This is a genomic window from Nocardia sp. CC227C (assembly GCF_030767025.1).
Lineage (GTDB): Bacteria > Actinomycetota > Actinomycetes > Mycobacteriales > Mycobacteriaceae > Nocardia.
The window spans coordinates 258,103-280,652 of sequence record NZ_JASITE010000002.1; the positions used below are offsets into that span (position 1 = coordinate 258,103).

Genomic DNA, 22,550 nt, shown 5'->3' on the forward strand with positions numbered 1-22,550 from the left:
CCGCTCAGTGCCGCTGCATCCGTCCGATGCTGTGCGGCAAGCGGATTCGGGATCGGTGCTACGAGCGTCCCGCATCGGCGGCGTGGCGAGGGCCGTCCGCGCGCGGACGCCGATGCGCCGGCACCGCTCACTCGGCGGCGTCGAGCACCCAGTCCTTGTTGTTGACGTCGATCTCGCGGCCGTCCAGGAAGACCGACGGGGTGCCCGCCGCGCCACCGGTGGCCGCCTCGAGGGCGGCGATGGCCGCTTCGGCGTGGTTGCGGGCGGAGTCGACGCGGTCGCCGGAGATGATGCACTGCTGGGCGGATTCGGGGGCTCCGGCCTCCTCGGCGATGGCGGCCAGTTCCCGGTTGTCCAGGTTGCCGCTGCCCTCGGCGGGCTGCTTGTCGGTGAAGAGGAGTTCGTGGAACTTGGCGTAGACGGGGCCGTCGCCCTCCTGCGCCACACATTCGTTGGCGGCGACGGCGCGGGTCGAGTAGTCCTTGCTGCCGGACTTCCCGTCGAGGAAGTTGACCAGGCGGTAGCGGACCGCGATCTTGCCCTCGTCGATCTGCTGGGCGATCTCCTGGCCGTAGATGCGTTCCAGGGAGCCGCAGGCGGGGCACAGCGGGTCTTCGTAGATCTCGACGGTCTTGGCGATATCGGGTTTGCCGAGCACGATCGCGCCGTCGGAGTCGAGGGCCACGGAGACAGCGGGGTCGTGCGCGGGACCGTAACCGTCATTGCGGATCTCGGTGTCGCCGCCGCTCCACTGGAACAGGGCGAACACGATCAGCGCGACCACCACCACGGCCACCGCCCCGAGGGCATAGGTGGTCTTGTTGGACACCGGACGCGGGGTGTAGTTCGTCGTCGGTTTGCTCACGGCCACCACTCTGCCCCAACCCCGAGCCGCGTGGGTACGCAACCCGTCCGAAAACGCATCCACCCAGACCTCCGCGCGTCCACCCCGACCTCCGCGAGCCCGCTCAGTCCTGAGGGCGGGTCGTCGCTGCGGCCGTCGTCTCCACCAGCGGCTTACGCTGCAACGGCTCCGGCACGATCGCCCACGCCACCGCCGCCGAGGCCAGCAGTGCGCCCGTGACCGCGAGTGCGAAACCGTAGGAGAGGTGTTCGGCGAGCAGGCCGACCGCGTAGGGGCCGAGGACCGTGCCCAGGTCCGCCGACATCTGGAAGCCCGCCAGCACCGGTCCGCCGCGCCGTCCCGCGCCGACGATATCGGCGACCGCGGCCTGCTGGGCGGGGGTGAACATGCCGGACCCGAGACCCGCGACGAAGGAGGCGACCAGCAGCCACGGCAGGTTCCCCGCGAAGCCGAGTCCGGCCGTGCCGACCGCGCACAGCAGCGTGCCGCAGATCAGAAACGGTCTGCGGCCCAGGCGATCCGACCAGCGCCCCGACTGGAACAGCACCACCGCGTTGCCCGCCGCGAACACCGTGAGCGCCACCCCGGCCAGGGCGGCGTCGTAGCGCAGCACCTCCACCACGAGCAGCGGCACCAGCGCCATGCGCACCCCGAACACCGCCGCGCCATTGCCGAAGTTGGACCACAGCACCGCCCGGTACTCGGCCTTGCGCACCGCCTCCCGAAAGGTCATGACCGGCGTGTCACCCGCCGCCTCCGGCCGCACCAGCGGCGAATCCTTCAGCGCCACATACACGATGGCACTGGCCACCAGCAGCGCGGCGGCGTAGATGACGAACGGCGCGCGCAACCCCCACCCGGCCAGCGCACCGCCCACCAGCGGACCGGAGATGGAACCGATCAGGAAGCTGGTCGAGTACACCCCGGACACCCGACCCCGCTCCGTCGGCGGTGACATGCGGATCACCAGCGCCAACGACGACACCGTGAACATGGTCGACCCGATACCGCCGAGCGATCGCAGCATCAGCAACTGCCAGTAGCTCTGCGCCAGCGCGCACGCCCCCGTGGACACCGCCACGATCAGCAGCCCGCCCAGATAGACCGGCCGCTCCCCCAGTTTCTGCACCAGCCGCCCGCTCATGGGCGCGAACAGCAGTCGCATCAGTGCGAAGGCGCTGACAATGGCCGAGGCCGCCGCGACGCCCACTCCGAAGCCGCGCGCGTACTGCGGTAGCGCCGGTGCGACGAGCCCGAATCCGATGGCGATGGTGAATGCCGCCCCCACCAGCACCCAGATCTCGACCGGCAGGGATTTGGATCTGCTCACTCCGATAGCGCCTGTCGCACAACTTCCTCCGCGGCCGCCTGTACCCGGGCCAGGTGCTCCGGGCCCTCGAACGACTCCGCGTAGATCTTGTACTTGTCCTCGGTGCCGGAGGGCCGGGCGGCGAACCAGGCGTTCTCGGTGGTTACCTTCACCCCGCCCAGCGCCGCGCCGTTGCCGCGCGCGCGGGTCTGAATGCCGGTGACTTGCTCCCCGGCGATCTCGGTCGCTGTGATCACATCCGGCGTCAACGCCGCCAGCCGGGCTTTCTGTTCCGGGGTGGCGTCGGCGTCGGTGCGCGCGTAGGCCGGGCTGCCGTAGCGCTTCTCCATCTCGGTGTAGCGCGTGGACGGGCTCTGCCCGGTGACGGCGGTGATCTCGGCGGCCAGCAGCGCCAGCAGGATGCCGTCCTTGTCGGTGGTCCACACGGTGCCGTCGCTGCGCAGGAAGGAGGCTCCGGCGCTCTCCTCACCGCCGAATGCCAGGCTGCCGCTGAACAATCCGGGCACGAACCATTTGAAGCCGACCGGCACCTCGTACACGTCGCGGCCCAGCACCCGGACCACGCGGTCGATCATGGCGGAGGTGACCACCGTCTTGCCGATCTTGGTGAGCGCGTCCCACCCCATCCGGTTGGCGATCAGGTACTCGATGGCCACCGCCAGGTAGTGGTTCGGATTCATCAGTCCCGCATCGGGAGTCACGATGCCGTGCCGGTCGGCGTCGGCGTCGTTGCCGGTGGAGATGTCGTAGTCGTCGCGAATCGACACCAGCGACGCCATGGCGTAGCGCGAGGACGGGTCCATCCGGATGCGCCCGTCGCTGTCCAGCGTCATGAACCGCCAGGTGGGGTCGACGAAGGGGTTCACCACCTCGAGTTCGAGGTCGTAGCGCTGCCCGATCTCCTCCCAGTAGTCCACGCTCGCGCCGCCCATGGGGTCGGCGCCGAGCCGGATGCCGGCACCGCGAATGGCGTCCAGGTTCAACACGTTCGGCAGATCCGCGATATAGCGGTCCAGGTAGTCGTAGCGCTCCACCCGGCCCGCCAGCGCGTGCGCCAAGGTCGTGCGCTTCACCTCGGACAGGCCGTTGCGCAGCAGATCGTTGGCCCGCGCGGCGATGGCGTCGGTGGCGACCGTGTCGGCCGGGCCGCCGTGCGGCGGGTTGTACTTGAATCCGCCGTCGCGGGGCGGATTGTGCGAGGGCGTCACGACGATGCCGTCGGCCTGATGCCGGGTGCCGCCGCGATTGTGCCGCAGCACGGCGTGGCTCAAGGCCGGTGTGGGCGTGTAGCGGTCGCGCGCGTCGATGACGGCGGTGACGTCGTTGGCGGCGAGCACCTCGAGCGCGGTGGTCCACGCGGGCTCGGACAGGGCGTGCGTATCGCGGGCCAGATACACCGGCCCGGTGATGCCGCGGGTGGCGCGATACTCCACGATCGCCTGCGTGATGGCGAGAATGTGCGCCTCGTTGAAGGCGTTGTCGAGACTTGACCCGCGATGCCCGGAGGTGCCGAAGGCGACCAGCTGCGCCGGATCCGCCGGATCCGGGATACGGCTGTAGTAGGCCGTCACCAGGTGCGCGACGTCGACGAGGTCCGCGGCCCGGGCCGGTCGACCGGCTCGATCGTGGGCCATGCTCGGGCCTCCCTTCCGTATCGCCTGTGCCCGGCTGGTCATCAGGATCACGGCAACCCCCCGTGCGCCGCGCCCAGGGACAACTGGGCGGCACCGGCACCGAGGAAGGCCGCGGCCAGGCTCGCCACAACGCCGATCACGACGTTCGCCACCGCATAGCTGTAAGCGCCCTCCTCGAGCAATCGAACCGTCTCGTATCCGAACGTACTGAACGTGGTCAGCGCGCCGCAGAAGCCCGTTCCGGCCACGGCGAGCAGCCAGTGGTTTGCTCCCGCGCCGATCAGCGCGCCCAGAATCGCCGACCCGGTCACGTTCACCGTCAATGTGCCCAGTGGGAAGACACTAGCGAATCGACGGGCGATCGCGCGATCCGCCAGATAGCGAACCGGCGCCCCGACCATGCCGCCGAGCGCCACGAGCAGCATCGTCACGCGCGCTCCCCCTGCCAGGATTCCACCGGAGACAGCGCCACCGTGAGCGAATTCAGCAGGTCCGCATTGGTTTCCACGAATTGCCGCAGAGCGTCGGTGTCATCGATGATCATCACCAGCACCGGTAGGCGGTCGGCGAGATCCAATAGTCGAGTGGTGTGGATATCCGCCGACGCTCCGAATCCCTCGACGCCGCGCCACACACTGGCCCCGGCCAATCCGGCATCTCGGGCACGCCGCACGATCTCGTGATAGCGGGGGCGATGCTGCCACCGGTCGTCCTCGCTCAGCAGTACCGTCAGCCGCGAGGCGGGCCGCCAGTGCGCGCCCGTCGGTTCGTTCATCACCTGCCCCCTTTCGCCGTGCCTGTCCCGGTCCGTCTCCACCACCGCGTCGCGCCCACCCCGATTACGACCGCGCCCACCGACGCCACCACCGTTCCCCCGAGGTAACCGAACGCGGAAACCGTCCGGCCCGATTCGAGCAGTGTACGAACTTCCACGCTGAAGGTGGAGAAGGTGGTGAATCCGCCCAGGACCCCGACACCCAGAAAGAGCCGCGGTAGCCGTCGGGCAACCCAGATCTCGGTCACGCACACCATGAGTACGCCGATGGCGAAGCAGCCGACGACATTGACGGCCAGGGTCTGCCAGGGGATCTCGCCGCGCCGGGGCAACCAGACGGCCACGCCGTAGCGCAGGCTCGAACCCAGCGCCCCGCCCGCGGCGATGGCGGCGAGGGCCGGTGCGTCGGATCGCGCGAACGTGCTGACCACCACCCCTCCACCTCGATAGCCAATTCGTTGCTATTCGGCGTGTTGCTGAGGCCGAACGACACCTCGGGACTGCGAGGATAGTGCCGCCATCTCAGCGTTGTCCCATCGGCCTGGAGGAGCGAAGTTGACGGTACGGCAATCGACCAGGAGGTTGCTGGTCCGGAGCTCGGTTATCGCCGCAGCCGTAGCGGCGGCTCTGGCGAGCACTCTCGGCGCGGCCCCGGCCGCCCACGGCGCCATCTATCCCATTCCGGACCCGGACGGGTTCTACGCGCCACCGGGCAATATCGGCGCCTTCGCCCCCGGCGATGTCATCAACAGCCGCATCGTGCCCGCCCACGGCTATCCGGGTGCGACGGTGTGGCAGCTGAACTACCGCTCCACCAACTCCGCGGGCGCTCCCATCTCCGCGGTGACCACGCTCATCGTGCCCGGCGGCGGCGGACCGCGGCCCATCGTGTCGTATCAGCCGTTCGTGAACTCCCTGGGGACGCAATGCGCTCCGTCGCACAGCCTGTTCGACGGCAGCCTGCAGGAGGCTCCGGCCCTGAACCTGCTGCTGGCCCGGGGCTGGGCGGTGACGGTGCCGGATCATCTCGGGCCGACCAGTGCCTACGGCGCGGCCCGCATGGGCGGACAGATCACCCTCGACGGCATTCGGGCGGTGCAGCGCTTCGCCCCTGCGGGACTGGGTGATTCGCCGGTCGGACTGGCCGGGTACTCGGGCGGCGCCATGGCGACCGGCTTCGCGGCGGCGCTGGCGGCGGAGTACGCGCCGGAGCTGCCGATCGTCGGGGTGGCCATCGGCGGCGTACCGGTGAATCCGGGCAAGATGGCCCTGCAGATCGGCAATGCGCCGCATCCGCTGTTCGGGCTCGGCTTCGCGGTGGCGGTCGGACTGGAACGCGAGTACCCGGCGGAGATGAATCTCGACGACGCGCTCAGCCCGGCCGGTCTGGCGCTGCGCTCGCAGATCGCCAATGCCTGCGTGAACGAGATCATCAGCGCGGGCGCGAACCACTCCATCGGCGAGATGTTCCGTCCCGGAATGGAAGCCAGCGCCAACAATATCCGCATCCTGCACGAGAACAGCCTGGAGATCCACGCGGGTACGCCGCGCGCGCCGGTCTACCAGTGGCACGGCGGTAACGACCAGGTGCCGCTGGATCTGGCACTCGGCGTGGCGGGACGCTACTGCCACGCCGGGACCCCGGTGCTGTTCGAGGTGATCCCCGGGGCCGATCACGGCACGGCCATCTTCGCCGGGGCGCCGCGCGCCTTCAGCTACCTCGCGGATCGCTTCGCGGGCCTGGCGGCCCCGTCCAACTGCTGAATCCGGGGCCGCGCGAACGATCGGTGCCCCGTCCTCGATCGTGGACGGGGCACCGTTCTGTCGCCGTGCGACGGCGAGACTCAGTGCGCCAGCACGGGTTCACCCTCGGCCGGAACCGGCACCGAGTTCGGCATGATCAGACCGGTGATGACCGCGCCGACCAAGAAGATGCCCGCCGCCCACCAGAAGGTGGTGGTGTAGCTCGCCACGGCGGCCTGGGCCAGCACGCCCGGGTCGGGCGGCAGGTGGTCGGCGACGTAGCCGTCGAAGGCGCTGGCCGCCAGCGTGCTCAGCAGGGCGGTGCCGATGGAGCCGCCGACCTGCTGGCTGGTGTTCACCATGGCCGAGGCGACGCCCGCGTCGGTGTGCTGCACACCCGCGGTGGCGCCGGCGAAGGCGGTGGACATGGCCGCACCGAGGCCGACGCCCATGATGATCAGGCTCGGCAGGATGTGGCTGGCGTAGCCGGTATCCACCCCGATGCGGGTGAGCAGCACCATGCCCAGGGTCGCGAGCAGGTAGCCGGACACCACCGTCACGCGCGGCCCGACCCGTGGCAGCACCAGCGACGGCACGGTGGTGGAGGCGATCACCATGCCCACCACCATGGGCAGGAACGCCACGCCGGTCACGATCGGCGTGTATCCCAGCTGCTGCTGCATGTAGTAGGTGAGGAACAGGAACATGGCGAACATGCCGATGCCGATGGCGAATACGGTGAGGTAGGACGCGCCGCGAGTGCGGTCGGCGATGACCCGCAGCGGCAGCAGCGGATGCGCCACCCGCTGCTCGATCCAGAAGAACACCGCCAGCAGCACCGCGCCGCCGATCAGGAAGCCGAGCGTGGCCGAGTCGGTCCAGCCGTCGGATTCGGCCTTGGAGAAGCCGTAGACGACGGCGAACAGCGCCGCGGTCACGGTGATGGTGCCCGGAATATCGAGCTTCGGCCGTTCCCCGGTGGTGACGTGCTTGGCCAGCAGCAGTACCGCGCCGATCAGCGCGACGGCCGCGAAGATCAGGTTCACGTACATGACCCAGCGCCAGGACGCCCATTCGGTGAGCGCTCCGCCGAGCAGCAGACCGAGTGCGCCGCCCGCACCGGCGATGGCGCCGAAGATGCCGAAAGCCTTGGCGCGTTCACCCGGTTCGGTGAAGGTGACGGTCAGCAGCGAGAGCGCCGCGGGGGCCAGCAGCGCGCCGAACACACCCTGGGCGACACGGGAGGCGACCAGCATCTCGAAGTTCGCCGCGGCCCCGCCCACCGCGGAGGCGACGGCGAAGCCGACCAGGCCGACGATGAAGGTGGTGCGACGACCGAACAGGTCGGAGAGCCGCCCGCCGAGCAGCAGCAGGCTGCCGAAGGCGAGCGCGTAGCCGGTGATCACCCACTGCCGGTCGGCATTGGAGAAGCCGAGGTCGGCCTGCGCCTCGGGCAGGGCGATGTTCACGACGGTCGCGTCGAGCACGACCATGAGCTGTGCGACGCCGAGTACCGCGAGCACCCACCAGCGCAGGGCATGGGAGCCGCGACGACCGGTCGGCGGAGCCGGTTTCGCTATGTCGATGGTGGAAGTCATGCGGTGTCCTTGTCCCGTACACTTAGCGGAGGAAGGCCCTCCGGTTTCATTGCAGAAGTTACCATCAAAACGGAGATATCGCCTCCACTTAATCCCGAAGGTTGCTAGCATATGGGTGTGAATCACGCCACCACCACGGCCGCAGCGGCCGGGACGACCCCCTCGGATCGTCCCGCCACGGGGCAGCCCGCCCGTCGCCTGCGCGCCGACGCCGCCCGCAATCAGCAGCGGATCATCGCCGCCGCGCGCGAGCTGTTCGCCGAGCACGGGCTCGAGATCACCCTCGATGATGTCGCCGACAAGGCGGGGGTCGGCGTGGGCACCGTGTACCGCCGTTTCGCCAACAAACAGGAACTGATCTCGGAGGTGTTCGACCAGAACGTCAACGAGTTCGCCGCGGCGGTGGAAACCGCGCTGCACCATCCCGATCCGTGGACCGGCCTGGTGGAGCTGTTCGAGTACGCCTGCCGCCACATGGCCACCAATCGCGGCCTGAGCGAGGTGCTGCTCGAGATGAAGGACAGCATGGAGCGCTTCGAGTGCATGCGCGATCGCGTCCGGCCCGGCATGTTCCAGGTGGTGCAGCGCGCCAAGGACGCCGGAGCGCTGCGGCCCGAGATCGAGTCCGGCGACTTCTTCGCCATGGTCAATATGGTCGACGCCGTCGCGGGTTTCGCCCGGCCGGTCAACCCGGACGTCTGGCGGCGCTACATGGCGCTCATCCTCAACGGCGTGCGCGGCGACGCGGTCCCGCGCATCCCCCTCGACGTGCCGCCGCTCACCGAGGAGGAGGTGGAGCGGGGCAAGGCGGCGATGTGCATGAACCGGAAACGGTAGCGCCGATCACATGTCCGGTTTAGAGTTGGACGCATGACCAACTCTTGGGTGAACTGGGCCGGGGATCAGCGCTGTACTCCGGCAGCCATCGCCGAACCGGGCTCGCCCGAGGAAGTCGCCGCACTGCTCGCACGGGCCGAGGCCGCCGGGCAGACCGTCCGCGTGGCCGGATCGGGCCACTCGTTCACCGACACCGTGTGCACCGACGGCACCCTCCTGCGGCTGTCGAAGATGAACCGGATCCACACGGTGGATCGCACCAGCGGACTCGTCCGCGTCGACGCGGGTCTCACGCTCGATGCCGCCAGCAACTCCCTGCACCCGCTCGGCCTGGCCTTCCCCAATCTGGGCGATATCGACGTGCAGACCATCGCGGGCGCGACCGCGACCGGCACCCACGGCACCGGCGCCAAACTCCAGAACCTCTCGGCCGCCCTGCACTCGATCGAGATGGTGCTGGCCGACGGCAGCCGGGTGGAGCTGAACGAGCAGACAGATCCGGACGGCTGGCGCGCGGCGCGGGTCAATATCGGCGCACTCGGCGTGGTCACCGCGGTGACGCTGCAGATGGTGCCCTCCTTCGTGCTCGAGGGCATCGAGCGGCCACTCCCGCTCGAGGACGTGCTGGCCGATCTGGATTCGCACGTGGACGGCAACGAGCACTTCGAGTTCTACATGTTCGCCCACAGCGACATCGCCATGACCAAGCGCAACAATACGGTCGAACTGCCGGAGCAGCCGCGCGGGCGGGGCGTCGAATGGTTCTCCGACGTCCTGATCAACAACCACATGTTCGACCTGCTGTGCCGCCTCACCCGCCGCACCCCCGCGCTCATCCCCCGGGTGCAGCGCTTCTCGGCCCTGGCGGGCAGCTACCGCCGCCAGGTGGAGCGCTCCTACCGGGTGTTCGCCAGCCCGCGCCTGTTCCGCTTCACCGAGATGGAGTACGCCGTTGCGCGCGAGCACTCCGTGGACGTCATTCGCGAAATCAAGGAAGTGGCGGCCCGGTTCGACACCGTCATGCCCATCGAAGTGCGCTGGGTGGCGCCCGACGACGCCTTCCTATCCCCCGCCGGCGGGCGTGCGACCTGCTACATCGCGGTGCACCAGTACGCCGGGATGGAGTACGAGCCGTACTTCCGGGCGTGCGAGGCGGTCTTCGACCGGTACGGCGGCCGTCCGCACTGGGGTAAGCGGCACTTCCAGACGGCGGCGACCCTGGCCGAGCGGTATCCGGAGTGGGAGCGGTTCGCGGCGGTGCGCCGCCGCTTCGACCCGAACGGCCTTTTCGCCAATCCCTATCTCGATCGGGTGCTCGGCCCGGCACGCTGACCTGCGGCACCCCCCTCCAGCCCGGTCGGTTCCGGATTATTCCGGACCGACCGGGCTTTTTCATGCCGAACGGGCGTAGGATCGTTTGCTGAAAGATCGCTCGTCGAAGTACCCCGAACCAGTGCACGCCCGGTCCGGGCGTGCCAGACCTACGGAGGTTTCGATGTCGCTCAGGGACAAGGCCAAGGAGGCCGCGCGGCAGGCCAAGGAGCAGGCCGACCGCATGGGGAACAAGATCGAGGATCAGGCCGACGAGTTCGAATCCAAGTTCCACGAGGCGAGCGGTGACGCCAAGCGCCGGGCCACCGAGGCACGTGACAAGGCCGAAGGCGCCATGCGCGACGCCAAGGACAAGCTCGGCGGCGGCCGGTAGGCGGGAGCACGCGTGACCGACGAGGACAACAATCTCACCGCGACGTCCGACGAACTCGCCGAGAACATCAGCGATACCGCTGGCGAGTGGGCCGATCGTGCCGGGGACGCGGCGGGGCAGCTGGCCGAGAAGGCCAGCAGCGCCGCCGCCGAACTCGCCGACCGCGCCCAGACGGCCGCGGCCGAATTCGCGGATATGGCCAAGGCATTGGCCGACCGACTCGCGGGTGAGGATATCCAGAAATCGCTCGAACAGGCTCGGGCGAATCTCGAGGGCGCTGCCGCGGACGCCATGCGGGCGCTCGACGAGATCGTCGCGAACCTGAAGAACAAGATGGGCGATTCGTAGCATCGCGTGTTCTCGACCCCGACCGTCTGCGGGCCGGGGTCGAGAACACGTGTGTATGGGGGATTCGCAGGGGATACGCCGACAGCACAGAGGACGGAGTACGTGAGCGCACCGAGCAGGGTTTCATCCGATACGAGCGAGGTTCACCCTCGATCCGCCGTCGAACCCCGGGTGTTCTGGCCCGCAGCCATCGTGGTGGTGGCGTTCACGGTGTATGCCATCGTGTTCCGCGACACCGCCGCCGAGCAGGCGAAAGCCTTGCAGGACAATGTGATCGGCGGAATGGGGTGGTACTACATCGTCATCGTGTCACTGTTCGTGGTGTTCGCGATCTGGTTGGGGCTCGGTCGATTCGGCGACATCACTCTCGGCGAGGACGGGGAACCGGCCGAGTACTCGATCACCGCCTGGCTGGCCATGTTGTTCGCCGCCGGAATGGGCATCGGCCTGGTGTTCTGGGGCGTGGCCGAACCGCTGTTCCATTACGACGATCCCCGCCCGGGCGTGGGTGATTCGGCCGCCGAGCGCGCCGACGCCGCCATGGTGCAGACGTTCCTGCACTGGGGAATTCACCCGTGGGCCATCTATGTGGTGGTGGGACTGGCCGTCGCGTACTCGATCCACCGCCGGAAGCGTCCGGTGTCCATTCGATGGGCACTGGAATCGCTCGCTCCGGAACGCATTCGCGGGTGGCGCGGTGACCTCATCGATATCGTCGCGGTGATCGGCACCGTATTCGGCGTGGCCACCTCGCTCGGGCTGGGCGTGCTCCAGATCTCGGCGGGCCTGAACTATCAGGGCTGGATCAACCAGCCCGGCAAGGGCTTTCAGGTGGTGCTCATCATCGCCGTCACCCTGCTGGCCACCGTGTCGGTGGTGACCGGCGTGGACCGCGGCATCAAATGGCTGTCGCAGATCAATATGGGGCTGGCGGGCCTGCTGCTGCTGTTCGTGCTCGCGGTCGGTCCGACGCTGTTCATCGTCAACGACCTGGTGCAGAACCTCGGGACCTACCTCCAGCAGTTGCCCAAGGTCAGCTTCTACACCGGCGCGACCGAGGGGCCGAAGGGCACCGACTGGACGCAGCAGTGGACGGTCTTCTACTGGGGCTGGTGGATCTCCTGGGCTCCCTTCGTGGGCGTGTTCATCGCCCGTATCTCGCGGGGGCGCACCGTGCGTGAGTTCGTCGCCGGAGTGCTGCTGGTGCCCACACTGCTGACCTTCCTGTGGTTCAGCGTCTTCGGCGGTGCGGGACTGTTCCGGGAGATGTTCGGCGGCGGTGGGCTCGTCGGGCCGGACGGCCCCGATCGCGACAGTGCGCTGTTCTCCCTGCTGCACACGCTCCCCGGCGGCGCGCTGACCGCGGGTATCGCGATCCTGGTGATCGTGCTGTTCTTCGTCACCTCCGCCGATTCCGGTGCGCTGGTGGTGAATATGATCTCCTCCGGCGGCAATCCGGAACCGCCGGTGTGGAGCCGGGTGTTCTGGACATGTTCCATGGGCACGGTGGCCATCGCGCTGCTGGTGGCCAGCGGCGAGGGCGCGCAGGCGCTCACCACGCTGCAAACCGTCGCGGTGCTCATCGCCCTGCCGTTCAGCGTGGTCATGCTGGCCATGTGCGTGGCCCTGGTGCGCACGTTCCGCGACGACCGCGCGATCCGCCCCGTCCGGACGCCGAAACGCGCGGGGGTGGGCTGAGTCACGATCCACCCCACCGGGGTTGGCAACTTCACAGCTAATAAACCTGGTCGTCAGGGCGAAATCACGGCTCGATCCGCCATAGACTGCGCCCGGCACTAGTGGACCGGCGCGGATTGGATACAGCGGATCATGTTCAAGGGTTTCAAAGAGTTCCTGATGAGGGGCAACGTCATCGACCTGGCGGTGGCGGTCGTCATGGGCACGGCGTTCACCGCCATCGTGACCTCGGTCACCAATGGTCTGATCGAACCCCTGCTGGCGATACTCGGCACCAATGGTGAACTGGGCCTGGGCTTTCAGATCGTCGGCGACAAACCCGCCACCTTCGTGGCGGTGGGGCCGATCATCAGCGCGGCCATCAATTTCGTCATGGTGGCGGCGGTGCTGTACTTCGTGCTCATCCTGCCCATGAACCATCTGAAGAAGCGGTTCGCCGCCCCGACCGAGGTCAAGGCTGACCCCACCGAATTGGAACTGCTCGCCGAGATCCGCGACCTGCTGGTGGCGCAGCGCGCCGCGGGTGATGGCAAGCACGCGCTGGCGGCGCGTTCCGGCGCCGACGGACCGAACGGCGATTCGGCCACGAAGTAGCGGCGACGGCCGCGTCCGGCGCGGCCATCCCATCCGGCGCGGTCTATCGTTGGTAGCCGAACCATTGCCGACACGTGAGGCGAGGAGGCGCGACGATGGGCCGGGTCCCCCACGGGCAGCCGCCCGCGCCCGATTCCGACAGCGCGGAGGCCGCACCGCCCGGACGCTGGGCCATGCTGGCGGTGCTGTGCGCGAGCCTGCTGCTGGTGGCCATGGACGCCACCATCCTGAATGTGGCGCTGCCCTCGCTCATCCGGGACATGCAGCCCAGCCCGATCGAACAACTGTGGATCATCGACATCTACGGACTCGTCCTGGGCGGCCTGCTCATCACCTGCGGTGCACTGGGTGACCGGCAGGGGCGAAAGCGGCTGTTCCTCATCGGTTTCGTGCTGTTCGGCCTCGCGTCGGTGGTCGCGGCGACGGCGCAGCAGCCCTGGCAGCTCATTCTCGGACGGGTGCTGCTCGGAATCGGCGGGGCCATGGTCATGCCGTCCACGCTGTCGCTGATCCGCACCATCTTCACCGATGACCACGAACGCACGCTGGCCATCGGCATCTGGGCGGCGGTGGCCGGTGCGGGCGCATGCGTCGGACCGGTCGCCGGTGGTGTGCTGGTGGAGCATTTCGGCTGGGCGGCGGCGTTCTGGATAAATGTGCCGGTGGTCGTGGTGACGGTGGCGGCGGGTATCGCGCTGCTGCCGGAGTACCGCGCACCGCGGCGGGGCCGCCTCGATCTCACCAGCGCGGCGCTGTCCATCGCCGGTGTCGTGGCGCTTGCCTGGAGCATCAAACATCTCGCCACCGGCAGCGTGACGGTGCTCGACGCGGCGATGCTGCTGGTGGCGGTGGCGTTGCTGGCGCTGTTCGCGCTGCGGCAGCTGCGCTCGGCCGATCCGCTGCTGGATGTGCGGCTGTTCCGCAATCGCACCTTCCTCGCGGCGGCGCTGGCGACGCTGGTGGCCATGCTCGCCATCGGCGCGGCGCTGTTCCTGATCTCGTTGTGGCTGCAGTACATTCACGGCTACTCGCCGCTCGAGGCCGGTGTGCGCACCATTCCGGCGGCGGTGGCGACGCTGCTGGGTTCGCTGGCCACGCCGTGGCTGCTGCGCCACGTCGGGGTGCGCACCGTGCTCGGTCTCGGATTGTTCGCCCTCGCCGCCGGTTTCGCGGTGCTGGCGATCTCGCCGGAGCCCACCGAGTACCCCGTGGTGGCGCTGGTGCTGGTCGCCCTCGGGCTCGGCGACGGGCTCGCCGTCACCACGGCGGCCGCGGTCATGGTGGCGGCGGTGCCGCCGGAGCGCGCGGGCCAGGCCGGAGCCGTCGAGGAGACCAACTACGAACTCGGCATCGGTCTCGGCGTGGCGCTGCTCGGCAGCATCCACGCCCGCATCTTCGCCGCCAATATGACCGGACTGCCGCTGACCGGCGAGGATCTCGATACCGCGCGGGGCTCCGTCGGCGGTGCGGTCTATGTGGCGAACCGGGCGGACGATGCGATCGCCGAGCAGATCCTCGCCGCCACCGGCCACGCCTTCGACCTCGCCCTCACCACCACCGCGTGGATCTCGGTGGCGCTCGTCGGCACGGTGGCCCTGCTCACGATGGCCCTCGTGCCCCGCGGTTTCAAGGCCACCGCCAGCCACTGACCGGCACCGCGAGCGCTGACGGCCGCCGACGGTGAACCCGCGCTCGCGCCGCGCGAGCGCGCCGATGCCCGCCACGACGGCTACGATGCCGGACCGGCGGTCGGCCGATGCCGGCGGCGCGACCTCCGCAGCCCGCCGCGATGCGGCAGTGGCACCCGACCCGGCGAGGTCGGTGCCCCGGCCGGTGTCCGTCCGCGCCCCATGATGCCCGGATCAGCCCCATGCGGCCACACAGTCAGATCCGCCGCGGGAAGCGGCCGAGCGATCGGAGTCGCCCGCGGTGAAGTGGCCGAGCCATCGGAATCGGCCGCGGTGAAGTGGCCGAGCCATCGAAATCGGCCGCGGTGAAATGGCCTAGCCATCGGAGTCTGCCTCAGCGGCGGCCGTGTCCGCTGGACCTGAGCCGCGCATCGGACCGGATACGGTTCTCAGCCGCGGGCGGGCAGGGCGGTGTCGGCCAGCAGCACCGTCTTCAGTTGGGCCAGGCCGGATCTGATGCGTGCCTTGGCCGCGGGTTCGCCGATGCCGAGGCGGGCGGCGACCTGGCGGTAGGTGAGGCCGCAGTAGAAGGCCAGCACCACGGATTCGCGTTGGCGTGGGGTGAGGGCGGTCAAACCCGTTCGTACCGCGTGCTCTTCGTGGCGGCGCACGATCTCCTCGGCCACCACGTCGGCGGGGCGGCGGTAATCGCTGGCACCCCAGCGGTTTTCGTACCCGTAGGCGGTGCGCTCGCGGCGTACGCGGTCCACCGCCTGATGGTGGGCCAGCGCGCACAGCCAGGTGAGGGCATTGCCGCGGGCCGGGTCGAAGGCGGCGGCGCTGCGCCAGACCTGGAGATACACCTCGTGGCAGGTCTCCTCGGCGTATCCGGTGTCCCGCACGATGGTGTGCACCCGGGAGAACACCAGGGTGCGGGTGGCGCGGTAGAGCCGGTCGTACGCGTCGCGGTCGCGTTCGCCGACGCGGCGGAGCAGATCGTCGTAGTCGCTGCCGCGGCGGGTCGGGCGGGCGGCGGGCGCCGCCGTGGTACACGGTGGTTGTGACATGAGTGAAGCCCCCGGGTGGATGTGCAGGATCTCGGTCGGGCGTCGAGGATCGGGACGCTCGCCTACCAGTTACGGATTCCATCCGGGGACAGGGGATCTCGGCTCCGCAGTGCTCAGGCTACTCCGTCGGCGAAGTTCACATCGGAGATCTTCGCCGGGTCACTCAGATTCGCAGACCCAGTTCCACGATGCCGCGCGCGACGGCGTGCACGGTGACCCGATTGCGCCGGGCATGCGCGCGAATGAGCTCGAACGCCGCCGTGGTCGTGGTGCCGTGGGCGTGCGCGATGACGCCCTTGGCCTGTTCCACCACTATCCGCGAGGTCAGCGCGTGCCGCAGTTCGGCGGTGGTGCGCTGATGCTGCCGCACCTGATGTCTGCTGAGAATGTGCTCGGCGGCCATGGCCGCCAATAGCGCGGCACGATGCACATCGCGCCTCGACCACGGTCGCGGTTCGCGCGAATACAGGCTCAGCACACCCGCTTCGGTGTCGTCCACGCGCATGGGGATGGCAGCCACGGCGCTGATGCCGTGCCGCCGCGCCAGATCGGCGTACTCCGGCCAGATGTCACGGTAGCGACCGATCTCGGTGATGGTCATGGGTGCGCGGCACGAGAAGGAGACCGCACCGGGACCGTCGTGCCTTTCCCACTGGCAGGCTTCGAGTTCCAGCAGTTCCTCCGGCAGCGCACCGAACAACTCGGGCTGATCGGGCAGGCGGACCGCGACGGTGACCGCGTCGGGTTCCAGGACCCCCATGGCGCTGCGCAGCACCAGCAGCTCACTGTCTGACACCCGCCATCACCCCGCTCGCCGGACATACGTCTCCGCCGCGAAAGTACTCCGTGCCGCGCCGCCCAACTTCCCATCGTATGAGAACGTGAAGCCGCAACGGAATAGCCGTCTCATTCCGGCTCGAAACATATGCTGCGATCCACCACGCCCCGCGCCACCTGGGCCAGCGAAAGCCCGTGGGAGAAGGCGTATCCGCGCATCCGCGCGTAGGCGTCGGTCACCTCGATGCCGAGTTGGGCACTTGCCATCCCCGCGGCCTGGTGAATCCACCGGCTCGACGGCGGCTGCCCCCACCGCCGCGCGGCCCCCTCGGCGGCCAGCACGAGACTGGCGGTGACCAGGTCGGCAATGTGCAGGCCCGCCGTCACCAGCCGGGGCCCGGGCCGCCCGATCGCATCCCGGTACAGGTCGAGCGCACCGAGCCGGGCGCCGCCCAGGCGCAGGGGAATCGCCAGCAGGGATCCGCGCGGGGCGGCGTCACCCAGCGCCTCGGCGAATCCCGGCCAGCGTTCGACCCCGGTCGCCAGGTCGGGAACGGCGACCGGCACACCGTCGTCCACCGCCGTCGCCGCCGGCCCTTCCCCGGCGGTGGCCTGCGCGGCCTCCACCCGGTCGGCGATCTCGTCACTGGCGCACCAGGGTTGCAGTCCGGCATCGCGCTCCTCGAGCACTATGGCCGCCCGCCGTACCGGCAGCACGTGCACGCAGGCCCCGCACACGGCCACCAGCCCGCCGCCCCCGTCGCGAACCGACCGGAGGAACTGTCCGGTCAGCTGATCGAACTGTGCAGCACCCATCCCACCGAACCACCCACAACGCCTTGTTCGCAGCCAGTATCCGCAGGGTAGCCCGGCCCGTCCAGAGTCGGAAGTCCCCGGCGCACAGCACGATCGGTCGGTTCGTTTCGGTGCGGCTACGACTCCGCGACCGGGCGGTGCGCGACGCCGAGCCGGGACAGGCCGCGCAGATCGTAGGTGTGCGTGGCGATCGCCCCGAACAACAGGCCGATTCCGAGGCCGAGCATCGTCATCCAGATGCCCTGGCTCAGGCCGGCCTCCAGATGACCGTCGAAGAACAGGATCGCGCGCACGGCCAGGTAGATCTGGTGCATGGGTTCGAAGGCGGCCAGGTCGGCGATGTAGCGCGGGGTCGCCTCGATCGGAATGGATCCGGACGAGGACGGCAGTCCGAGCACCACGAACAGCACCATGTTCACCACCAGCCCCGGCGTGCCGAAGGCGGCCAGCACCGACAGCCCGGTCACCGCGACCGCGACCACGGCCAGGGTGCCGTACAGGAACAGCGTGAGCGGATGGTCGACGGGCATGTCCAGCAGGGTGGCGATGCCGAGGAAGATGGCGGACACGATGGGCGCGGCCACCGCCGCGACACCCCATTTGAGCAGCAGCGTGCGCCAGCGGCTGATCGGCGCGGGGGGCGAATTCCGGTAGTAGGGACCGTATTCCGCGGGCGCGTAGCCGAGCGAGGAGTCCACCAGCGAATGGATGATCATTGCCCCGCTGAAGCCCGCGAACAGCAGGATGAGCGTGTAGAAGAAGGCCGACAGGCCCTGTCCGGTGCCCTCGGGCAGGGGACGGTAGGGCGCGATGTCGATATTGATCGGCTCGGCGAGTTGCAGGCGTGCGGCCCCGGTGAGCGCGGCGGCCGCGGTCTCGCTGCCCGGCGGCGGTTGCAGCTGCGCCTCCACCCGCTCGGTGAGCTGGATGCCGACGGCCGTGTTCACCTCGCGCATGGCGCGATCGGTCACCCGCTGCATGATCGAGGCCGCGTAGGTGCCCGCGCGCGGGTTGGTGTCGACGGTGATGATGGGGCGTTCCACCTCGCCGGGCACCACGGCGGACGCGCCGAGAATGGACATCCGCTTGGTGAAGTCCCCGGGAATGATGATGGCTCCGTAGACCTGCCCGTGCTGGAGCTGCCGTCGGGCCTCGTTGATGCCGAGCAGACGCAGGTCGATCTTGTCGTCCGGGATCTTCTCGACCATGGCCGCGGTGATCTGGTCGCCGAAGTTGACGGTCTGCCCGTCGATGGTGTCGCCGACGTCCTGATTGACCAGCGCGATCGGGAAGTCGTGCAGATTCTTCTCCGGGTCGGCGGTGTAGCCGAGGTACATGGTGCCCAGCAGCGCGGCGAGCAGGCTCACGACCGCGATCGGGAAGATCCACCCGCGCGGGGAGAGGTGGCGTCCGGATACGGGGGCCGTCGCGGCGGCGGGTTGGTCTTGGGGTGCGTTCGTCTCATCCACGTGCGCACCGCTTTTCGCCTCGGGGGCGCTCTGGTTCGTCATAGCACTCGCAAATGTAGGCAGTGACTACAAAGTAGTCAATGCCAACATTCCGGATGTGTCGGATATCCTGTGCGGACCATGTCCATCCGTTCTCGCTACCACCACGGTGATCTGCGCTCGGCGCTGCTCCTACGCGCCGAGGCCACCTTGCGCAAAGTAGGGGTGGACGGCCTGTCGCTACGCCAGCTCGCCCGCGATATCGGCGTCAGCCACGCGGCCCCGAGCCGCCACTTCCGCGACAAGCAGGCACTGCTCGACCAGCTCGCCGCCACCGGCTTCGACCGGCTGGGCGAAAGCTTCGCCCGAACCGCCATCGAGGGCCCGGTCACCGAGCGCCTCTACGGCATGGCCCGGGCCTATCTGCGCTTCTCCGTCGAGAATCCGGAACTGCTGGCCCTCATGTTCGCCCGCAAGCAGCGCTCCACCTCCCCCGAACTGTCCGAGGCGGTGCAGCGCGCCTTCGAAGTGCCGGTGGACCTCATCGCCGTGGGGCAGGCCGAGGGCGAGATCGTGGCCGGTGATCCCAAACGCCTGGGCCTGACCGCCATCGCCGCACTACAGGGCGTCGCCACCATCGTGGCCTCGGACTTCACCACCGAGTACGACGCCGACCAGCTGCTGACCGATATGGTTCGCCATCTCACCCACGGATTGCGTCCACGCCCCTGAGCGGTTCCCGTCCCCGGCAGCCGCCCGGCTACGGTGTGTGACGTGACAGTGGAGGGCAGGCAGTACCGCGGGCGGGCCGTGGCCGAGCGCAGGGCCGAACGCCGGCAGCGCTTCCTGGACGCCGCGACCAAGATCTTCGCCGAACGCGGCTACGCCAACTGCTCGCTGGCCGATGTGTGCGCGGTGGCCGGACTGTCCAAACGGCAGTTCTACGAGGAGTTCGAGACCCGCGAGGACGTCCTCGTCGCCGCCTACGACCGAATCCAGGACGAGGCCGGGGCCGCCATCGCCGCGGCGCTGGGCGATCTCACCGGCGGCGACCCCACCGCCGCGGTCACCCGGGTACTGGCGGCGTATCTGGCCTCCATCGACTCCGACCCGTACCGCGCCAAGGTGGCCTTCATCGAGGTCGTCGGTGTGAGCGAGCGCATGGAACGGCACCGCCGCGCCCGCCGCCACGCCTGGGGCCGGGTGGTGCTGGCGGCGCTGGAGCCCATCGCCGGATCCGGTGCGCGGGTGCGCGGCAATCCGGCCCTGGCCACCAGCGCCCTCATCGGCGCGATCAACGGCCTGGCGCACGAATGGCTGCTGGAGCAGCCCCGCCCGCCGGTGGACGAGCTCGTGGAACTGCTGGTGCCGATCGCGGTCGCGCTCATCGACCGCTGACCTCGCGTTCACCCGCTGCACACCGCCGATCTCGCGGCTGCGTCATTCGCGAACCGCTCACATGAGCTGACGTTGGAAATACGTGTACTCCAGCGCGGTGGTGTGCGCCCGCTCGTCATTGTTCGAGCCGCCGCCGTGGCCGCCCTGGGTGGCCTCGTAGAACAGGTACGGGTGGCCTTGTTCGGCGAGCCGGGCCGCGAATTTGCGGGCATGCTGGGGGCCGACGCGATCGTCGGTGGTGGTGGTCCACACCAGCGGTTCCGGGTAGACCGCCTCGGGCCGCAGCTGGGCGTAGGGCGAGATGGACGCCAGGAAGGCGCGCTGCTCCGGATCGGCCACCGTGCCGTATTCGTCCACCCAGGAGGCACCCGCGGCGATCTGCTCGTAGCGCAGCATGTCCAGCAGCGGGACCGCGATGTCGACGGCGTTCCACAGGTGCGGGCGCTGCACGAGTTGCACGCCGACCAGCAGTCCGCCGTTGGAACCGCCCTGGATGCCGAGGTGGCGCGGTGTGGTGATGCCGCGGGCGATGAGATCCTGTGCCACGGCGGCGAAGTCGTCGTAGGCGCGCTGCCGGTGCACCCCGCGCGCCGCCTCGTGCCACTGCGGACCGTATTCACCGCCGCCGCGAATATTCGCCAGCACGTAGACGCCGCCCCGCTCCAACCACAGGCGGCCGAGCACCCCGTCGTAACCGGGTGTGGACGCCGCACCGAAGCCGCCGTAGGCCGACAGCACGGTGGGATTGGTGCCGTCGAATGCCATCTCGGCGGGCCGGACCACGAAGTAGGGCACACCGGTGCCGTCCGGCGAGGTGACCTTGCGCTGCTCCACCACGAAACGCGACGAATCGAACCGGGCCGGAGCCGTTTTCACCGGGTTGGCCGCGCCGGTGGCCGCATCGAGACTCAGCAGCGTGGTCGGCGTGAGGAACGACGTGACCGCCAGATAGGCGGTATCGCCCGTCGCATCGGCGTCCACGGCGTCGACGGTGGCGTTCTCGGGTACGGGAACCGGCGCGGCGGACCAGGTTCCGTCGGGCCGCGGCGTGTAGACGGTGGCGCGCCCGCGCACATCGTCGAGCGAGGTGACCACGATCCGGTCGCGGGTGACCAATACGCTGCCCAGCGTCTCCTGCGGTCCGGGCACGTAGACCGGCACCGGCCGCACCCGGCTCGGATCGGCGGTGAGTTCGGCCACCGACAGCGACAGCAGACTTCCGGCGGTATGGGTGGCGCCCGCGACCGTCCAGTCCTGGCGCAGGCCGATCAGCAGCCGATCGCCGAGCAGTCCCTCGAGATCGTGTTTGGGCGGGACGGCGAGCAGTTCCGGTCCGCTGCCGTCGAAACGGCTCACCTGATGTTCGAAGAAGGTGGTGCCGCGCAGGATCAGGCTCATCCGGCCGCCCGCGCCGTCCTCCAGCAGCACCGGCTGGGTGGCGAGTTCGTCGGCGGGGTCGCCGCGCAGCACCTCCACGGCGGCGTCGAGCGGCTGGCCGCGCCGCAGCTGTTTGACGATATAGGGGTAGCCGGAGGCGGTGACCTCACCGGGCCGCCACTCGCGCGAGACCAGCAGCGTATCGAGGTCGAGCCAGGCCGCGTACTGCTTGCCGCGCGGGAGCGTGAACCCATTGTCGACGAATTTCCCGGTGGCGCGGTCGAATTCCCGGACGGTGACGGCGTCCTCGCCGCCCTCGGAGAGGCGCACCAGACACCGGGTGTGCCGGACCGGGTCGCAGTCGATGCCCTTCCACACCCAATTCCTGCCGTCCGCCCGCGCGATCGCGTCGAGGTCCAGCACCGTGGTCCACTTCGGTTGCGGTGACTCGTAATCGGCACGGGTGGTTTCGCGCCAGATACCGCGCGGGTGGTCGGCGTCCCGCCAGAAGTTGCCGACCTGACCGTGCTCCAGCCGGGGCATGGGAATCCGGTCGGGGGAATCGCCGAGTTCGCGCGCCACCTCGAGATTGCCGGGGAAGTTCGGATGCTGTTCCAGTACACCGAGCGTCCGCGCGTTCTGGTCGGACACCCACGTCCGCACCCGCGGGCTGTCGAGTTCCTCCAGCCACACGTGCGGATCCCGCACGCCGTCCGCCGCCCCGCACGCCGCGATCACCGTCGCCGCGAGCGCCACCACCGCCGCCCGCCACCTGCCCACGCCACCCATGAAGCCCCCTTCGGTATCTGCGGCGCGCCACCGCAACCTCGAATCCGGTCTCGGAACCACCCTGTCCACCCACGGTCGAGAATGACCGATACCCGGCCCCGCGGTGGCGTGGCGCGCGCTGTC

Annotated in this window: 22 protein-coding genes; 10 read left to right on the forward strand and 12 right to left on the reverse strand. The window is 69.3% G+C overall.

Going from position 1 to position 22,550, the window contains the following annotated elements; genetic code table 11:
- Positions 1 to 127: 127 nt before the first annotated feature.
- From QMO76_RS04505 to crcB (QMO76_RS04530), 6 genes are all read right to left on the reverse strand, one after another.
- Positions 128 to 865 carry a thioredoxin domain-containing protein gene (locus tag QMO76_RS04505; protein WP_306359890.1) on the reverse strand — a complete coding sequence of 246 codons (738 nt, stop codon included), beginning with the start codon at positions 863 to 865 and terminating at the stop codon, positions 128 to 130.
- A gap of 103 nt (positions 866 to 968) precedes the next feature.
- Positions 969 to 2,195, reverse strand: a complete 1,227-nt coding sequence (locus QMO76_RS04510; protein WP_306359891.1) for an MFS transporter — start codon at positions 2,193 to 2,195, stop codon at positions 969 to 971.
- Positions 2,192 to 3,829, reverse strand: a complete 1,638-nt coding sequence (gene pgm, locus QMO76_RS04515; protein ID WP_306359892.1) for a phosphoglucomutase (alpha-D-glucose-1,6-bisphosphate-dependent) — start codon at positions 3,827 to 3,829, stop codon at positions 2,192 to 2,194. Before pgm ends, QMO76_RS04510 begins: the two co-directional genes overlap by 4 nt.
- Before the next feature lie 47 nt (positions 3,830 to 3,876).
- Positions 3,877 to 4,254: a fluoride efflux transporter CrcB gene (gene crcB / locus QMO76_RS04520; RefSeq protein WP_306360175.1), complete on the reverse strand. Its 378-nt coding sequence runs from the start codon at positions 4,252 to 4,254 to the stop codon at positions 3,877 to 3,879.
- A 2-nt stretch (positions 4,255 to 4,256) separates the two neighbouring features.
- Entirely contained in the window at positions 4,257 to 4,604 is a 348-nt protein-coding gene (locus QMO76_RS04525) for a DUF190 domain-containing protein (RefSeq protein ID WP_306359893.1), read from the reverse strand.
- Positions 4,604 to 5,038: a fluoride efflux transporter CrcB gene (gene crcB / locus QMO76_RS04530; RefSeq protein ID WP_306359894.1), complete on the reverse strand. Its 435-nt coding sequence runs from the start codon at positions 5,036 to 5,038 to the stop codon at positions 4,604 to 4,606. Before crcB (QMO76_RS04530) ends, QMO76_RS04525 begins: the two co-directional genes overlap by 1 nt.
- Positions 5,039 to 5,159: 121 nt before the next feature.
- Here crcB (QMO76_RS04530) and QMO76_RS04535 point away from each other — a divergent pair, with 121 nt between their 5' ends.
- The gene (locus tag QMO76_RS04535; protein WP_306359895.1) at positions 5,160 to 6,368 is read left to right on the forward strand and encodes a lipase family protein; all 1,209 of its coding nucleotides are present in this window, start codon (positions 5,160 to 5,162) and stop codon (positions 6,366 to 6,368) included.
- Positions 6,369 to 6,448: 80 nt separating this feature from the next.
- Here the strand turns inward: QMO76_RS04535 and QMO76_RS04540 are convergent, their stop codons facing one another.
- On the reverse strand, positions 6,449 to 7,945 hold the full coding sequence (locus QMO76_RS04540) for an MFS transporter (RefSeq protein ID WP_306359896.1): 1,497 nt from the start codon (positions 7,943 to 7,945) through the stop codon (positions 6,449 to 6,451).
- Between the two features lie 117 nt (positions 7,946 to 8,062).
- Here QMO76_RS04540 and QMO76_RS04545 point away from each other — a divergent pair, with 117 nt between their 5' ends.
- From QMO76_RS04545 to QMO76_RS04575, 7 genes are all read left to right on the forward strand, one after another.
- A complete protein-coding gene (locus QMO76_RS04545) occupies positions 8,063 to 8,782 on the forward strand; it encodes a TetR/AcrR family transcriptional regulator (protein WP_372341896.1) in 720 nt (239 codons plus the stop codon).
- A gap of 33 nt (positions 8,783 to 8,815) precedes the next feature.
- Complete coding sequence (locus QMO76_RS04550; RefSeq protein WP_306359897.1) at positions 8,816 to 10,114, forward strand: D-arabinono-1,4-lactone oxidase; 1,299 nt, start codon at positions 8,816 to 8,818, stop codon at positions 10,112 to 10,114.
- A 163-nt stretch (positions 10,115 to 10,277) separates the two neighbouring features.
- Entirely contained in the window at positions 10,278 to 10,487 is a 210-nt protein-coding gene (locus tag QMO76_RS04555; protein ID WP_306359898.1) for a hypothetical protein, read from the forward strand.
- A gap of 12 nt (positions 10,488 to 10,499) precedes the next feature.
- On the forward strand, positions 10,500 to 10,835 hold the full coding sequence (locus tag QMO76_RS04560) for a hypothetical protein (RefSeq protein WP_306359899.1): 336 nt from the start codon (positions 10,500 to 10,502) through the stop codon (positions 10,833 to 10,835).
- Between the two features lie 171 nt (positions 10,836 to 11,006).
- Positions 11,007 to 12,533 carry a BCCT family transporter gene (locus tag QMO76_RS04565; protein ID WP_306359900.1) on the forward strand — a complete coding sequence of 509 codons (1,527 nt, stop codon included), beginning with the start codon at positions 11,007 to 11,009 and terminating at the stop codon, positions 12,531 to 12,533.
- A 132-nt stretch (positions 12,534 to 12,665) separates the two neighbouring features.
- Positions 12,666 to 13,127 (forward strand): large conductance mechanosensitive channel protein MscL, encoded by a 462-nt coding sequence (mscL, locus tag QMO76_RS04570; protein WP_306359901.1) that lies wholly within the window; start codon positions 12,666 to 12,668, stop codon positions 13,125 to 13,127.
- Between the two features lie 95 nt (positions 13,128 to 13,222).
- Positions 13,223 to 14,776: an MFS transporter gene (locus tag QMO76_RS04575; RefSeq protein ID WP_306359902.1), complete on the forward strand. Its 1,554-nt coding sequence runs from the start codon at positions 13,223 to 13,225 to the stop codon at positions 14,774 to 14,776.
- Positions 14,777 to 15,204: 428 nt separating this feature from the next.
- Here the strand turns inward: QMO76_RS04575 and QMO76_RS04580 are convergent, their stop codons facing one another.
- From QMO76_RS04580 to QMO76_RS04595, 4 genes are all read right to left on the reverse strand, one after another.
- Entirely contained in the window at positions 15,205 to 15,822 is a 618-nt protein-coding gene (locus tag QMO76_RS04580) for a sigma-70 family RNA polymerase sigma factor (protein ID WP_306359903.1), read from the reverse strand.
- Positions 15,823 to 15,985: 163 nt separating this feature from the next.
- Positions 15,986 to 16,618: an ANTAR domain-containing protein gene (locus tag QMO76_RS04585; protein WP_306359904.1), complete on the reverse strand. Its 633-nt coding sequence runs from the start codon at positions 16,616 to 16,618 to the stop codon at positions 15,986 to 15,988.
- Positions 16,619 to 16,728: 110 nt separating this feature from the next.
- Positions 16,729 to 17,415 (reverse strand): GAF and ANTAR domain-containing protein, encoded by a 687-nt coding sequence (locus tag QMO76_RS04590; RefSeq protein WP_306359905.1) that lies wholly within the window; start codon positions 17,413 to 17,415, stop codon positions 16,729 to 16,731.
- A gap of 116 nt (positions 17,416 to 17,531) precedes the next feature.
- The gene (locus QMO76_RS04595; protein ID WP_306359906.1) at positions 17,532 to 18,926 is read right to left on the reverse strand and encodes a YhgE/Pip domain-containing protein; all 1,395 of its coding nucleotides are present in this window, start codon (positions 18,924 to 18,926) and stop codon (positions 17,532 to 17,534) included.
- Between the two features lie 78 nt (positions 18,927 to 19,004).
- Here QMO76_RS04595 and QMO76_RS04600 point away from each other — a divergent pair, with 78 nt between their 5' ends.
- Both QMO76_RS04600 and QMO76_RS04605 read left to right on the forward strand, forming a co-directional pair.
- A complete protein-coding gene (locus QMO76_RS04600; RefSeq protein ID WP_306359907.1) occupies positions 19,005 to 19,595 on the forward strand; it encodes a TetR/AcrR family transcriptional regulator in 591 nt (196 codons plus the stop codon).
- 42 nt (positions 19,596 to 19,637) lie between these two features.
- Complete coding sequence (locus QMO76_RS04605) at positions 19,638 to 20,261, forward strand: TetR/AcrR family transcriptional regulator (RefSeq protein ID WP_306359908.1); 624 nt, start codon at positions 19,638 to 19,640, stop codon at positions 20,259 to 20,261.
- Between the two features lie 57 nt (positions 20,262 to 20,318).
- Here the strand turns inward: QMO76_RS04605 and QMO76_RS04610 are convergent, their stop codons facing one another.
- Entirely contained in the window at positions 20,319 to 22,427 is a 2,109-nt protein-coding gene (locus tag QMO76_RS04610; RefSeq protein WP_306359909.1) for a prolyl oligopeptidase family protein, read from the reverse strand.
- Positions 22,428 to 22,550: the final 123 nt, after the last annotated feature.